Here is a 15,050-nt window from a genome sequence, read left to right on the forward strand (position 1 = left end):
TAAAAATAAGCAGCCTAAGGGCTGCTTTTTTATGGCTAAAATTGTATCTCAATACATTCACGCTTTAACAAAATATTTCGTGAGTGATGTTGAGGAATGATGTCTGATCTATCATCAACAACTGATAGGCTGACGCAATCATGTTAAGCAGCAAAATAAAAACGCCCAATGCAATGCATCAGGCGTTTGTTCAAAAGTAACTACGTTTTCAGGTTTGATTTTCAATACTTAAGAAGCATTATGCTGTTGTACAAAGGCAATAAACTCGTCTTCGCTCATCACAGGTACACCCAGCTTTTCAGCCTTTTCTAATTTAGAACCTGCCTTTTCACCTGCAACTACACATTTGGTTTTACCCGAAACACTACCACTGACACGTGCGCCTAAGGCTTGAAGCATTTGCGTCGCTTCATCACGCCCCATGGTACTCAATGTTCCAGTAATCACCCAACTCTCGCCATTCAGCGGCTGACGACTTGGTGCAACAGGTGCATCCCAATGAATCCCAGCTGCCAACAAACGATCAACCACTTCGAGGTTATGCGGCGCTTGAAAAAAGTCGACAATCCATTCAGCGGTAATATCACCAACGTCTGGCGTTTTTTTCAAGGATTCGAGATCTGCATGACGAATCGCATCAAAGGTTTGGAAGGTATTGGCGAGCATGCGTGCCGTGGTTTCACCCACGCCTCGAATGCCGAGTGCATAAATAAATGCACCTAGTGTCGTTTTCTTACTATTTTCAATAGAATCGATGAGGTTTTGAACCGACTTCTCACCCATTTTTTCAATGGTCAGTAATTTTTCACGATGCTCTGGCAAGCTATAAATATCAGCAACATCTTTGAGCAAATCCAAATGTAAAAGTGATTCCGCCCAACGGTCGCCTAAGCCCTCAATGTCCATAGCTTTACGTGATACAAAGTGACGAATCGCCTCAATACGCTGTGCAGCACAGTACAAACCACCTGAACAACGTGCCAAGGCTTCACCTTCGGGCATCACCACAGGTGAAGAACAGACAGGACAACATTCGGGCAATTGAACTTCAACTGTTTCTACAGGTCGAAATTCAGGCCAAACTTTTTCCACTTTGGGAATCACATCACCACTACGGTAAACACTCACGGTATCGCCTACACGGACATCTAGGCGGTGAATTTCACCAATATTATGAAGAGTGACATTGGAAACCGTTACCCCTCCGACTGCCACAGGGTTTAAACGTGCGACTGGGGTCAAAGTGCCTGTACGCCCCACTTGCCAATCAATATTTTCAATCGTCGTCAGCGCTGCGACTGCAGGGAATTTATATGCCGTTGCCCAGCGTGGCTCACGGCTTAAAAAACCTAAAGTTTGCTGCTGTTTCAAACTATTCACTTTAATCACCATGCCATCAATTTCAACACTCAGGCTTGGTCGATCAATGATCATTTGCTCATACGCAGCTTGTACGTCCTGAATGCTGTCACATATAAAGTGACGTTCACCGACAGCAAAACCAAACTGTGTCAGCCACTCAAGACTTGCAGACATGGTGGTTTGACCATGATGTGGTTCGCACTGTGCAATGCCATAGGCATAAAAAGCCAAAGGACGCGAAGCCGCAATTGCAGGATCGAGTTGACGTAAGCTTCCTGCTGCTGCATTTCGTGGATTGGCAAAGGTTTTTTCACCTTTGGCTTCATTTTCAGCATTAAGCTTTTCAAAGCCTGACTTTGGCATCAGGACTTCACCACGGACTTCAAGCAGACTTGGAATTTCAGTCTGTGTAGAAGTCAGTACTTTAGGTAAATTACGAATGGTTTTTACATTTTGGGTAATGTCTTCCCCTGTTTCACCATCACCCCGTGTCACACCACGGACTAAAATGCCATTTTCATACCAAAGAGAAATGGCCAGCCCATCAAATTTTAATTCGACATCATATTCAATTTTTTGATTCGGTAAGCGCTCTTCCGCACGACGGGCAAAGGCAAATAAATCTTCTGCATTAAATACATTACCCAATGACAACATGGGTACTGCATGGGTTACAGATTCAAACTTAGACAAGGCCTTTCCACCCACTTTTGTGGTTGGTGTATCAGGTTGCACTAAATCAGGGTATTGCTCTTCTAAGGCTTTTAATTGGTGAAAAAGTTGATCATATTCACTGTCCTCAATTTCTGGCGTGTCCATGACATAGTAGGCATGGTTATGTTTCGCCAAGAGTTGAATCAGTTGTCGCATCTGTGCAACGACAGTGGATTGTTGTGTCATACATTCACCATAAAAAAGGGCGGTTCATGCTCCGCCCTCAAATTTCATTATCTGTTGCTATTATAGAAACCCACTCGGTGAGTTTCAATCAAAGACGCTTAGACTTCGATGGCTTGACCTTGACGATAATCAATCGCTTGATGACGCCAATGTTCACGCATCTGCGGTGTAAATTCTTGGTTATTTTGATCATACACAGTACCGTCAATTTCACGTGCAATCAGACGTGAAATGCTGTCCATGGTATCAAAGGCATTTTGCACATCGCTGTGTGGCAGCGCCAAGAAGAAGGCCAAACCTTTTACTTCTTCCGTCGATAAAGTTTCAAGATCAAAACCTTGCGCAGCGCCATCATTATTCATTTGTAATACAGAGAATAATAACTTTGTCCCTTCTTCATCATAGCGATGGAAACAGGCCATTTCGCCAAAACGCAGACCGTACTTCAGCAACACTTTTAATGCTTTTTCACCCGACAAGGCACGGCTATCCGGGAACACATTTAAGGCGATATAGGTTTCCGCAGTCGCTAAAGCACTTTCTTCATCAACAATTTTTTGTTCATGTAAATGCGCATCCAAAATACTGCTTTCTTCATCAAAATCGCTGATTTCAGCTTTTTCAATTGCGCTATTTACACTAAACTCTGGCGCTTTTTCCGCAGGAACAGCGTCAGCCTGAACGTGTGTCGCAGCAGTCGCTGCGTCATTGGCATCGGCGGCTACAGATGCAACAGTTGTAGATTCAGTTGCTTCTGTAGACAATGTACTGTCTTCTGTTGCAGTTTGAGCGTTTTCAACTGAAACGGGATCCGTCGTTGTCGTCTCAGTCTTTGCCGTAGCCTCAACGCTCTGCTCTGCTTGTTCCGTTGCCGTTGCTTCTGGCGTTACATTTGCTTGAACAGCTTCAGTCGTTTCAACCGCTGTGACTTTTTCCTCAGCCAAAGTCGGCTCTACACGTTGCGTGGTTTCAGGTGTATTTAACTGATTGCGTACATGGCGCGGAATAACAGGTTGCTGACTATCAGGATCAATATGTAATTCGGTGTCAAGTGATGGCGCTGCATCTGCAGGTTTACGAAACATCATTCGAATGCCCACAACCATGATAATTACAGCGATTACAATCCCAGCTATAGTGGTGATTTCCATGTTATGCCTCCGCAGCTAAACCGTATTCTTTGGCTTGCTCTATATTCACAGTCACTAATTTTGAAGTTCCTGGTTCTGGCATGGTCACACCAAGTAAGTCAGTTGCCATTGTCATAGCCAGTTTATTGTGTGTAATGTAGATAAATTGCACTTGTTCTGAAAGCTCTTTTACAAGATTACAAAATCTTCCTACATTTGCATCGTCTAAAGGTGCATCGACTTCGTCTAAAACGCAAAATGGTGCAGGATTTAGGCGGAAAATCGCAAAAACCAAAGCCAATGCGGTCAGTGCCTTTTCACCACCTGACAATAATGCCAAAGAGCTGTTTCGTTTACCCGGTGGTCGTGCCATCAGTTTTACACCCGATTGCCAACCATCTTCAAGGCTTAAACTTGCTTCACCACCATTAAATACTTTCGGAAATAACGCTTGAAGCTCTGCATTGACCTTATCAAAGGTGGTCATAAACAGCTTTCGCGTTTCCTGATCAATGCTTTTCATCGCGGCTTGCAGTTGTTCAACGGTCTTTTGCAAGTCATCAATTTGGTGGCTTAAATCATCAAAGCGTTTAGAAACTTCAATATATTCTTCTGCCGCAGCCAAGTTGACTGCACCCAATTTATCAAACTGCTGCTGTGCTTTTTCTAGTTTTTGCTGATGGGATACCACATCAATGCTTAAACCTGTCAGCATTTCGCTGTTCATTTCTTTCAGCTGTTCAGAATAATGCTGCAAATCAGACTGCGCGGATTGCCAAGCCAAACGCTTTTCTTCCAATTGCGTACGCAATTTTTCATCTTGCTGTTGATGTGAATGGCGTTGTTCCGTCAATGTCTGTTGTTTGCTCTGCACGTTATTCAGTTCAAGCTGCCAGTCATTCCAAGTTTTTTGTAAACGTTCAGTGACTTGAGCCTGCTCTGAATACTGTGACTCAAGCGCAGGCAATTCTAACTGTACCGGATCGACAAATTTCTTTGCCTGCTCCATCTGTCCAATAATTTGCTGAGTTTGCGCTTTCAAAAAGACCGTGTCTTTTTCTAATAATTCAATCTGTTGTTTCGTCTGTACAGACTGACGACGCACGATTTCCAATTCTTGCTGACTGTGTAATGCCACTTGCTGAGCACTTTCCAGCGCTAGACTCAATTCCTCAACTTGGAATTGCAAGGTTTTATAATTGGGCAAGGCTTGCTCAAGCTTCATCGTCAGCGCATGCAGATCTATTTCCAAATCATCTTTTTGCATGGCATCTTCTTCAAGCTGTGCTTCAAGTTGCTGCAATTGATCTTGTAACTGCTGCTTTTGTAATGCAAAAGCCTGATTGGAACTTTGTACCTTCGCAATCGCAACATCAGCATTTTGAATATCTTTTTGCCAAGTTTTTAATTGGCTATGTTGCTGTTGTAGATTTTGCTGTAAAGCCTGTACGACATTTTGCAACTCAGGCAATTGCCCTTCTAGTTTTGTCAGCTTTGGCTGCTGCCCTGCAAGTAATTCAGTCAATTCATCCAAACGAATACGGTGGCTCAATGCACCTTGCCCTGCTTGGCTGTCCTCATCATAGTCCAGACCAATCACCCAATCTGCACCGACATGATAACCATCGAGCGTGAGTATCGACTGACCAGCAGCCAGTTTAGCCTGATGACTCAATGCCACCGTCAATGTTTCAGCAATCGCGACCTGCTGCCAGATCGAAAGTTGTGGTGCTTCAATCCACGTCGCCAAAGCATCTAATCCAACGATTTGTGCTGCGGTGTGGTTACTGCCTTTGACCTGACGTGCAATACTGTCTTGAAAATTATCACTGTGTCCTAAAACTTGAGCACTCAGCCATTTAGACAAAAATTTCTCGACCAGTTGCGCATGCTGTTTACCTTGCGTGCTCAACTGCAACTGCTGCATTAAATGTTGACGCTGGCTTTGCTGCTTTGGACTGGCTTTAATCATCAATTGATTTAGGTTTTTCTGCTCGGACAACAGCACCTGTATTTCTGACTTTAACTGCAGCACCGTATTTTTGTGCTGTGCCTGCTGTTCTTGTGCAGCTGCAAGCTGTGTCTGCGTTTCGGCAATCACCTGCTCTTGTTGCGTAATTTGTTGTTCGAGCTGTTGCTTATCTTGCTGATACTGCTCCAACTCATCTTGCTGCGCCTGATGCTGAATTTGACCTCTTTGCTGTTGCAGGGTCTCACGTTGTTGCTCAATACGACCAATATTTTTGGTCAATTGTTCACTCTGCGCCAACATCTGTAGCTTTTGCTGTTGCTGCTTTTCGACTTGCCCACGGCATTGTTCAAATTGTTGAACCGCTTGTTGATGCTGAGCTTTTAAATCGGCTAATTGTTGAGTCTGATCTTGACTACTGCTTTCTTGGCGCTGTAACTGCTCAACAAATCCATCTTGCTGTTCTTGCAGCGTTTCCAGTTGTAACTCTAATAGCTGTAAACGTTCTTTGGTTTGGGCTTTTTGCTTTTCAAGCTCCACCAAACTTGCCGAATTTTGTGCAAATAAACCCTGCTTTTGCTCCAGCGTCATTTTCAACTCAGACAGTTTCTTTTCCGCCTGTTGCCATTCACTTTGTAATGGGGTGGACTGTTGAATAAGCCGTTGAAATAAAGCACTGGTGGAAGATAAGTCATGCTCTAGAGTATTCAGCTCAGAACGCACCAGTTTGAAGGTTTCCCCGAGCTCATTCATCTGAAGCGTGTATTCTTGCTGTAAACGCGTGCTTTGTTCACATTGGAAAGACAGCACTTCGATCTTAATAGTACGAATTTGGGTTTCTAATTCTTTATATTGCACCGCCGTTTCAGACTGACGCTTTAAGGTTTTCAACTGAGACTTCAGTTCTGATGCAATGTCTTCGAGACGTTCTAAATTTTGAGTGGTGTGTTCTAGATGCTGTAAAGTTTCACGACGACGAGCTTGATAGCGAGAAACCCCAGCGGCTTCTTCAATATACACACGCATTTCTTCAGGTTTGGCATCGACCAAACGGTTGATCATGCCCTGTTCAATAATCGCATACGAACGCGGACCTAAACCGGTACCTAAGAAAATATCAGTAATATCACGACGGCGGCATTTGGTGCCGTTGAGGAAATATTCGGATTTACCATCACGATTGACCTGACGGCGAACTGCCAGTTCAGTATAGGCATTATAAGCACCACCTAACTTGCCATAGGTGTTATCAAAACGCAGTTCAACACTCGCCATTCCGACTGGTTTACGCTTTGCCGTTCCGGTAAAAATAACATCTTGCATGGTGCCACCACGCAATTGACGGGCACTGGATTCACCCATAACCCAACGAATGGCATCAATCACATTGGATTTACCACAGCCGTTCGGTCCAACAACCGCACTACGGTTGCCTTCAAATTTTAGAGTTGTGCTATCGGCAAAAGATTTGAAGCCGGAAAGTTTTAAACTGCTTAAACGCATAATGTCCTGATCAGCGGCGTGAACGTCTCGCCCACGCTAATTCGATTTGTTTCATCCGTGTTAGTGATTCCAACACAAGGTTGCGTAAGTGTCGACAAAAATCTTCCATAAATAAAGTGGCTTGATGTGATTTTCTGATTAAAACTGCATCAGTCACCAATTTGAACAAATCAAAAGATTCTTGTATTTCACGTCGTGAAATATTCAGTGTCAGGAAATAACTACGTCTGAGTGATGGCAACAATTCTTGGTAATAACGCATCAGGTAGGTATTTCCCACCATTTCATGCTGACGAGCCATGCCCTGAAAAATCAGATCATAAAACTTTTCGGTATTGCCTTGGCGAGTTTCCACGTCTAATTGTTCAAGTAATAACTGAATACGCTCAGCTTCATGGCTGCGCCACGTTTCCGCCATACGATGCACAATTTGACCCAACAATAATGCTGCAATATCAAATAATGAGCGCACTTGTAAAGCCGACATTTCAGAGACTAAGGCGCCACGTCGCGGGTAGATTTCAATGAGCTGGGTCCGTTCTAAAATCAATAAAGCTTCACGAACAGAGCCACGGCTCACATCCAATTCGGCCGCAATTCTGAGTTCCTGAATACGCTCGCCTTCGACCAACTCACCGCGAATGATTTGTTCACCGATGTGTTTGGCAATTTGTTCTGACAAACTGTCCGCTTCTTGTTGTTGCATACTGTTCCTATCTTTTTTTTATAAGATGCAATGTTCAGATTTACACTCAATCTATTTGCATTAGAAACGATAAGCAACCTAATTGAACATGACATTGTCTGACAATCTTGTGTCAACAAAGCCAATTTTTTCAGTCAAAACGGACAATCATGCGCCAAAGGCTTGCACACCTTGGTAAATAAAATAGCAGCCGACTGTTGTTAATAGACATGCAAAACAACGCTTTAGCATAAATGGCGACAACATATGAGCCACTTTCGCACCCAATTTCGCAGTGATGAAGCTCATTACACTAATCCCGATAAATGCATAAATATGGATATAACCAATGGTATTGGGAACCACGATATCGGCTTGATGACCAAACCACATAAAGCCGAGGGCCCCAGCAATCGCAATCGGTAAACCACATGCAGCAGATGTCGCGACCGCTTTTTGCATAATGACGCCGTTTTTATTCAAATACGGGACGGTTAAGCTACCACCACCAATACCGAAGATCGCAGAAGCAACCCCAATACCACCGCCTGCTGCCATTTGCATGGTTTGTGAGGGTAAATGTTTATTCGGATCGACTGGTGTCGCTGCACCGCGAAACATTTTAAAGGCCACCCAGACCGCAAAAAAGCCAATTAACAGTTGCAAACCCTGCCCTGATAAATAATCTGCAATGCCTGCACCGAGAAATGAACCGATCACCAAACCCGGTGCCAAATTCCGAAAGACATTCCACAGCACGGCACCTTTTTTATGATGCGCCGAAACCGAGCTAAGTGAAGTCACAATAATCGTGGCTAAAGATGTGCCCACCGCCATGTGCATAATCACACTGGGATCATACTGAAGTTGGGTAAAGACGATGAATAAAATCGGTACAATAATCAGGCCACCGCCCACACCAAATAGCCCCGCAGCAAAACCAGCGATTGCACCAATCAGTAAATATATGATTAACTCCATCAATATTATTCCACAACTCTCAGATTCAAATGGATTTAGAGACCAGACACTTACAGCAATTGCTGAGCACAGTACCTCAACCGCCTGAAGTTTTATTACTGAAGCCCATTACTACATCGACCAATGACGATGTCCGTGAGATTGCCAAAAAAGGCATTCAACATGTTTTGGTATGCAGTGAAGAGCAAACTCAGGGGCGTGGGCAACGCGATCATCAATGGGTCTCACCCGTTGGTAATATCTATTTAAGCACATTGCTGAATTTACAGACAGCGATAGATGGACGGCTTGCACTCGAAATTGCCTTAAATATCTTGCAAATGCCAAGTTTGCAAAATCTCGCATTAGAAGTGAAATGGCCCAATGACCTATATAGCCCACAAGGCAAATGGGGCGGGATTTTGATTGAACCAATTTCGCCACATCAAGCGATTGTCGGCGTGGGCATGAACTTATTTCCGATTCCATCCACAGGAATTGAGCAACGTGCAACCTCGTTATCTGAACTCGGACTTCACTCGCCAAACCGTTTACAGTTAATCGCTGAACTCTATGCAGCGATTCAACTTGCAGGTGAATGGTTCGATCATAACTGCTATAACCTCGCTGCACGATTCAACCATTATGCTGCATTTATGCAACAGCCCGTTGAGCTTGAACATCTGCGAGGCAAAAGCCAAGGCCGCTTTCTCGGTATTGAAAATGATGGTTCGATCAACATCCAAACTTCGCAGCGCTTAGAAAATCATTTCCAAGGTCGCTTACGTTTAGCAGATCAATCATAAACAGGATTGCAAAGGCCTACTGATGAAAAAATTATGGCTCGATGTCGGTAATACACGGCTGAAATACTGGATTACCGAATACGATCAAATCATAGAGCATGCTGCGGAACTGCATTTACAGTCGCCTGCCGAACTACTTCTCGGTTTGATCCAACACTTTAAAAGTTTGGACTTAGATCAGGTGGGGATATCTTCGGTACTCGACAAAAAAAATAATGATCGGATTCAAAAAATTCTTAAATTTTTAGCCGTTCCTGTCACTATTGCCAAAGTACATGCCGAATATGCGGGTTTACGCTGTGCATATGAAGACACCAGTAAATTCGGGATCGACCGTTGGCTGCAAATGCTGGCTGTGGTCAAAGACCCTACACAAAAATACTGTGTCATTAGCTGTGGCACGGCACTCACCATTGACTTAACGGATGGCTTACAACATTTAGGCGGCTATATTTTGCCAAATTTGTATTTGCAACGTGATTCGCTCATCCAAAACACCAAAGGCATTAAAATTCCAGATGCCACCTTTGATGAGCTGTCTCCTGGTAAAAACACCATAGACGCTGTTCATCATGGCATCTTGCTCAGCTTGGTCAGCACCATTGAAAAGGTTCTCGACAAATATCCAAGTCAGTTGATTTTAACCGGTGGCGATGCTGCGCTATTTGCACGCTATTTAGAACAATATCAGCCAGCTGTCGAAGCAGATTTGCTGCTTCGAGGCCTACAAAGTTATGTAAATGGCGTGTAATTTAGCCATTTTTTGATAGCAAACTGTGAAAGCGTGATGACCAATGGTGATCACGCTTTTTTATTGATGGTCATTTCATATAAGCGTGGTTACAAATTGTATCGCGATTCATGACCTTTTTTCGTCCAAGGAATTACAATAGCCTGCGATGATCGACAGATACATCAGCAACTTTATAATTTAAAAATGTCTTTCAAGATAGAATATAAGACGAAGAGTATAGATATGAAATTTAAAAATTTACTGGGTTTAAGCCTGCTCGCCTCTACATTATTCTTCGGCGGTTGTACCACGACACAAAATCTAGCCAACTCTAAAATCCCTGCCGAAATCAAATCACAGCTCAGCACCTCTGAAGCAGTTTTGGGCTATTTTGGAGATGAAGATAATCCTGATTACTGCGGCTGCGTATCATATATTGACTCAAGCTATTACATGACTCCAGTCAAAGACGGCTATTACCGTGTACTTTTAGGTCGTAATGCGACAGGTGATTTTTTAGTCCAAGATTTTTACCAAGAAACCAAAACCCCTCAATCCTCACCTGCTTGGGTCAAAGATCCGATGAAACTATTTAGTTTCAGTGGCAGTGACATTGAAGGCCCAGTAACGCTTTATCGCAAAAACGGCAAAGTAGAATCAACCTTTGTGAACCAAGATGGCGTGAGCATCCACGGCGAAGAGTTTTATCCAACAGGACAACGTGGCGCAGCGTATAAAGTCGATGAAAATGGCAATGATGCCTATCGCTTATGGTATGCCTCAGGAAAAATTGCGGCTGAATATGTCGTCGATACCGATGGTGAATATGTTGGTGCTTATAAAGCATGGCAGGAAGATGGTCGCGAAGCCAATGACAACATTGACGACATTCGTGAACGTGTTGCTTTAGAACTCGACTGATCTATCAACAAATCGAACAAACAAAAGGCGCAGATTGCGCCTTTTTTTATCTTCAATTGCACCTATTGCATGATCAATTTTAGTTTTCACTATTACCTTATCTACAAAACACGCGATCTATTAAACACGCGCACAAAACCTATCTAAGCCGTTAAAATTGGCTCTAACACGTGCCACAGTTGTGGAATCTCAGAAAAGCCATCTTTTGCTGTGAAATGCCCGGCTTCTTTCACTTCATAAATTTGTGCATTTATAAAATTGCCCAATTGGATCGCAACCGGTGGCGGCACGATAGGATCATTGGATGAAATCAAGCTGATACAAATCGGCATATAGGTCTGTAAAACACCGCTATCCATTTTTGCACGTTGAATAAATGCGGTTAATTCAGGTTGTGTCGGTAAACTACTTTTAAAACCTGACACAAAAACGCCCGCTTTAATCCGTGTGCCATGCTGTTCAAAATATTGATTGAGATAATGCAGCGTAGTTAAGCACCCCAAACCATGGGCAATCACAATGGTATTTTCATCCAAATCAGGCATTTGCAACGCTAGAAATTTCTGCCAATGGTCAAAATCAGGTTGTGCTGCATTTGCCATAACGATGCGTCGAGAATAATGTCCTGCTTCTTGCAGCTTTCGTCCTAACCAAGGAAACCAATGATCATTCGGCGAAGTATCATGACCATGAACAATATAGATCTTTTGGCTTTCTGGCGTATGCGGTGTATTCATGATTTGATTCTTATTCTAGGTGATTATTTTTAGTGAAGCTTTCAATTTGCAGTTCGGCAAATTTTCACCTCTGTTTTAAACCTGCCACCTACACGCTCTCAATGTCAATTTGGCATCTTTTTGTAATGATTTAGCTCAGTTCGGTATCTATCGGCTCGTATAGCCAGATTCCCTCATCCAGTACTTGCTATCAAATGCACTCGATCACTTTGCTTGAGCGTACAGTCTCGTTAAATTTCAGCCATAAAAAAAGGCGCTGAATGCGCCTTTTTTTAAGTCCAAATTACTTCGGATCTTTACTGCCGAACAATGGACCCATGCCACCGCCGCCAAATTGTTTTTGCATATTGCCCAATGATTTCATCATTTTTGCCATACCTGTTGGGTTGGCAAACTTCTTCATCATTTTCGCCATTTGCGCATGTTGCTTAATGAGTTTATTCACTTCCGCAACATCCATACCACAGCCTGCTGCAATACGTTTTTTACGGCTTGGATTCATCAAGTCTGGGTTACGACGTTCTTTAATGGTCATCGATTGAATAATCGCTTCCATTTTCTTCACTTGCTTTTCAGGATTTGCTTGTGCAATTGCATCTTGAATCCCTGAGTTGCTCATGCCTGGAAGTTTATCCAGGAAGCCCATCATGCCGCCCATTTTGTTCATTTGTTCAAACTGCATCAGCATATCTTCAAAGTTGAAGCTACCGCCTTTTTGCAGTTTTTTCGCCATTTTTTCGGCTTTTTCTTTGTCGATTTTACGTTCAACTTCTTCGACCAAAGAAAGTACGTCACCCATACCCAAAATACGCTGTGCGATACGTTCAGGATGGAATGGCTCTAGGGCATCGAGTTTTTCACCCATACCCAAGAATTTAATCGGCTTGCCAGTAATAGCACGAACAGAAAGTGCTGCACCACCACGTGCATCACCATCCGTTTTTGTCAGGATCACACCCGTCAAAGGCAAGGCATCATTAAAGGCTTTTGCCGTATTCGCCGCATCCTGACCGGTCATGGCATCAACCACGAACAATGTTTCAGTCGGCTTAATCGCTGCATGAAGCTCTTTAATTTCATCCATCATTTCGTCGTCTACATGTAAACGACCTGCTGTATCGACAATCAAGACATCAGCAAATTGAATTTTTGCTTGCTCAATCGCACGATTTGCGATGGTAATCGGTTTTTCGTCTGCGCTAGATTCAAAGAAAATCGCGCCAACTTCACCCGCAACTGTTTGTAGCTGTTTAATCGCTGCTGGACGATAAACGTCGGCAGACACCATTGCTACTTTTTTCTTTTGACGTTCTTGTAAGAAACGTGCAAGTTTTGCCGCAGTGGTTGTTTTACCCGCACCTTGTAAACCTGCAAGAAGCACAACAACTGGTGGTTTTGCCGCTAGGTCTAGGCTTTCATTCGCCTCACCCATCATTTTGGTCAATTCGTCATGAACGATTTTGACGAAAGCCTGCCCCGGTGATAACTGAGTCATCACTTCTTGGCCCAATGCTTCTTCCTTAACTTTCGCGATGAATTCACGAGTTACAGGTAACGCAACATCGGCTTCAAGAAGTGCCATACGTACTTCGCGTAACGTATCTTTAATATTGTCTTCGGTTAGCTGCCCTGAGCCAGTAACATTTCTTAAACTCTGCGTGAGTCGTTCTGTTAAGGTATCAAACATTGCAAAATCCGCTTAAAATAGCCATGAGCAAAAAATTGTTTCTTAAAATAGAAAATTTATGCATAGAATGCTATAGGATACTTTAGTTCTTGCAGAATTTATATAAATGAATATTCAACATCCTGAAAAAGGTTTGACATGATCAGTCTCCCCTTGGTTTACACGATCCTAGCATTAATCGCTTATACCACGTCTTTTTGGTATTTATTCAGCCATTTAATGTCTAAACGTGCGCCGAACCATTGGTTTATTGGTGTTGTACTTGGTTTAGGCATGTTATTGCATGCAGGTGTTTTATATAACGAAATGTTGACGCCTATGGGTGTGAACTATGACGTGTTCAACCTGATGTCATTTACTTCAGGTCTCATGCTATTGCTCAGTGTGTTATTTAGTACCTATCGACCTGTGCTGGCAATGAACCTGTTGGGTATTCCTGTGGCAGCGACGGGGTTGATTTTAGGCTTTGCATTTAGTCGACAAAATCAATTTATAGAACAACATTCACTGGGTTTAGACATCCATATCATCTTGTCACTTTCCGCGTATGCCGTCCTGCTGATGGCAACTATTCAAGCGGTTATTTTGCGTTTACAAGACCGTGAACTGAAAAACAAACAGAAAAAACGTGTATGGGTGAGCCTTCTTCCATCCTTCCAAGCCATGGAATCTTTACTATTTGACTTATTGATTGCTGGTTTTGCACTACTGACCGTGGCACTTGGGTTTGGTTTCTTCACCATCGATAACTTCTTTGCACAGCATTTGGCGCATAAAACTGCCTTTAGCATCATTTCATGGTTCGTCTATGGTGCCTTGCTCATTGGGCATTATCGATTCGGCTGGCGTGGTCAAAAAGCCATTCGCTTTACCATCATTGGTTTTTGTCTCTTGGCAGTCGGCTTTATTGGTTCTAAGTTTATTTTAGAAATGGTTTTAGGCCGCTAAGTCGACGATGAAACGATTTTAAGTTTTATAAAGAAGTAAGTTTTATTACGAAGGGAGCTAAGGCTCTCTTTTTTTTATAGCTTGATTATTCACACAGAAATAACAGGCATAAAAAAAGCGCTGTACAGCGCTTTTTTTTCATTACGTCTAAATTATAGAGCAACGATGTTTACAGCATTCGGGCCTTTTTGACCTTGAGCGATGCTGAAAGAAACCTTTTGGCCTTCTTGCAAAGTTTTGAAGCCAGAACCAGTGATTTCGCTGAAGTGAGCAAAAACGTCAGGACCGTTGTCTTGTGCAATAAAACCGAAACCTTTAGTTTCGTTGAACCATTTAACTGTACCAGTAACTGTATTAGACATAATAATACCTATTAATTTGTTGATTTAGCCATTGGATGATGACTGACTATAACTTGGAAAATAATAAAGAATTGAACTTCATTTCTGTAAAAAACGAAGGATTATGACTAACACTGCGATACTTAAAGAAAATTTACGAAACAATACTTTTTTTCTAGTTGCAGCCATCATACATGAAATCTTAAAAGATTCAAGCACAGTATATGTTGTTGATTCCATTAAAAAACAACAGTAAAAGCCATCTTCTTATTATTACTATCCATCTGTATTTACTCATTTTATTGTTTAAGTTTTATGTCAGTCAATACTTTACGACTTTGGTCCTAATTTCACCAAATAGTTACATA

Annotated in this window: 12 protein-coding genes; 4 read left to right on the forward strand and 8 right to left on the reverse strand. The window is 42.7% G+C overall.

The window, feature by feature from the left end; translation table 11 throughout:
• Positions 1-228 precede the first annotated feature (228 nt).
• The 5 genes from ligA to FTU16_RS01445 all read right to left on the reverse strand — a co-directional run bounded on the left by ligA (position 229) and on the right by FTU16_RS01445 (position 8,530).
• On the reverse strand, positions 229-2,262 hold the full coding sequence (gene ligA, locus FTU16_RS01425; protein WP_180159903.1) for an NAD-dependent DNA ligase LigA: 2,034 nt from the start codon (positions 2,260-2,262) through the stop codon (positions 229-231).
• A gap of 98 nt (positions 2,263-2,360) precedes the next feature.
• Positions 2,361-3,413, reverse strand: a complete 1,053-nt coding sequence (locus tag FTU16_RS01430) for a cell division protein ZipA C-terminal FtsZ-binding domain-containing protein (protein ID WP_180040879.1) — start codon at positions 3,411-3,413, stop codon at positions 2,361-2,363.
• Position 3,414: 1 nt separating this feature from the next.
• Entirely contained in the window at positions 3,415-6,864 is a 3,450-nt protein-coding gene (gene smc / locus FTU16_RS01435; protein WP_180162534.1) for a chromosome segregation protein SMC, read from the reverse strand.
• Positions 6,865-6,874: 10 nt separating this feature from the next.
• Positions 6,875-7,570, reverse strand: coding sequence for a GntR family transcriptional regulator (locus FTU16_RS01440; protein WP_180021411.1), 696 nt, complete (start codon positions 7,568-7,570; stop codon positions 6,875-6,877).
• Positions 7,571-7,717: 147 nt separating this feature from the next.
• Positions 7,718-8,530: a sulfite exporter TauE/SafE family protein gene (locus FTU16_RS01445; RefSeq protein ID WP_180089173.1), complete on the reverse strand. Its 813-nt coding sequence runs from the start codon at positions 8,528-8,530 to the stop codon at positions 7,718-7,720.
• 29 nt (positions 8,531-8,559) lie between these two features.
• Between FTU16_RS01445 and FTU16_RS01450 the strand changes: the two genes are divergently transcribed.
• From FTU16_RS01450 to FTU16_RS01460, 3 genes are all read left to right on the forward strand, one after another.
• Positions 8,560-9,315, forward strand: a complete 756-nt coding sequence (locus tag FTU16_RS01450) for a biotin--[acetyl-CoA-carboxylase] ligase (RefSeq protein WP_180089172.1) — start codon at positions 8,560-8,562, stop codon at positions 9,313-9,315.
• 22 nt (positions 9,316-9,337) lie between these two features.
• Positions 9,338-10,066, forward strand: a complete 729-nt coding sequence (locus FTU16_RS01455) for a type III pantothenate kinase (protein WP_168378523.1) — start codon at positions 9,338-9,340, stop codon at positions 10,064-10,066.
• Positions 10,067-10,291: 225 nt separating this feature from the next.
• Positions 10,292-10,969: a hypothetical protein gene (locus FTU16_RS01460; protein ID WP_168378522.1), complete on the forward strand. Its 678-nt coding sequence runs from the start codon at positions 10,292-10,294 to the stop codon at positions 10,967-10,969.
• Positions 10,970-11,112: 143 nt separating this feature from the next.
• Here the strand turns inward: FTU16_RS01460 and FTU16_RS01465 are convergent, their stop codons facing one another.
• Positions 11,113-11,706: an alpha/beta hydrolase gene (locus tag FTU16_RS01465; protein WP_168378521.1), complete on the reverse strand. Its 594-nt coding sequence runs from the start codon at positions 11,704-11,706 to the stop codon at positions 11,113-11,115.
• Positions 11,707-11,989: 283 nt separating this feature from the next.
• A complete protein-coding gene (gene ffh / locus FTU16_RS01470; protein ID WP_078191163.1) occupies positions 11,990-13,393 on the reverse strand; it encodes a signal recognition particle protein in 1,404 nt (467 codons plus the stop codon).
• Between the two features lie 138 nt (positions 13,394-13,531).
• Between ffh and FTU16_RS01475 the strand changes: the two genes are divergently transcribed.
• On the forward strand, positions 13,532-14,341 hold the full coding sequence (locus FTU16_RS01475) for an inner membrane protein YpjD (protein WP_180059810.1): 810 nt from the start codon (positions 13,532-13,534) through the stop codon (positions 14,339-14,341).
• A gap of 152 nt (positions 14,342-14,493) precedes the next feature.
• On the opposite strand, the gene FTU16_RS01480 is transcribed toward FTU16_RS01475, so the two are convergent.
• On the reverse strand, positions 14,494-14,703 hold the full coding sequence (locus FTU16_RS01480; RefSeq protein ID WP_067761877.1) for a cold-shock protein: 210 nt from the start codon (positions 14,701-14,703) through the stop codon (positions 14,494-14,496).
• Positions 14,704-15,050: the final 347 nt, after the last annotated feature.

This window comes from Acinetobacter sp. YH12069 (genome assembly GCF_013419675.1).
In the GTDB taxonomy this organism is placed as follows: Bacteria; Pseudomonadota; Gammaproteobacteria; order Pseudomonadales; family Moraxellaceae; genus Acinetobacter; species Acinetobacter amyesii.

Excerpts from the sequence above, each read along its gene's own strand:
- FTU16_RS01440 (WP_180021411.1), bottom strand. The coding sequence starts at position 7,570 with ATGCAACAACAAGAAGCGGACAGTTTGTCAGAACAAATTGCCAAACAC.
- FTU16_RS01480 (WP_067761877.1), bottom strand. The coding sequence starts at position 14,703 with ATGTCTAATACAGTTACTGGTACAGTTAAATGGTTCAACGAAACTAAA.
- FTU16_RS01455 (WP_168378523.1), top strand. The coding sequence starts at position 9,338 with ATGAAAAAATTATGGCTCGATGTCGGTAATACACGGCTGAAATACTGG.
- ligA (WP_180159903.1), bottom strand. The coding sequence starts at position 2,262 with ATGACACAACAATCCACTGTCGTTGCACAGATGCGACAACTGATTCAA.
- FTU16_RS01445 (WP_180089173.1), bottom strand. The coding sequence starts at position 8,530 with ATGGAGTTAATCATATATTTACTGATTGGTGCAATCGCTGGTTTTGCT.
- smc (WP_180162534.1), bottom strand. The coding sequence starts at position 6,864 with ATGCGTTTAAGCAGTTTAAAACTTTCCGGCTTCAAATCTTTTGCCGAT.
- FTU16_RS01430 (WP_180040879.1), bottom strand. The coding sequence starts at position 3,413 with ATGGAAATCACCACTATAGCTGGGATTGTAATCGCTGTAATTATCATG.
- FTU16_RS01465 (WP_168378521.1), bottom strand. The coding sequence starts at position 11,706 with ATGAATACACCGCATACGCCAGAAAGCCAAAAGATCTATATTGTTCAT.
- ffh (WP_078191163.1), bottom strand. The coding sequence starts at position 13,393 with ATGTTTGATACCTTAACAGAACGACTCACGCAGAGTTTAAGAAATGTT.
- FTU16_RS01450 (WP_180089172.1), top strand. The coding sequence starts at position 8,560 with ATGGATTTAGAGACCAGACACTTACAGCAATTGCTGAGCACAGTACCT.
- FTU16_RS01460 (WP_168378522.1), top strand. The coding sequence starts at position 10,292 with ATGAAATTTAAAAATTTACTGGGTTTAAGCCTGCTCGCCTCTACATTA.
- FTU16_RS01475 (WP_180059810.1), top strand. The coding sequence starts at position 13,532 with ATGATCAGTCTCCCCTTGGTTTACACGATCCTAGCATTAATCGCTTAT.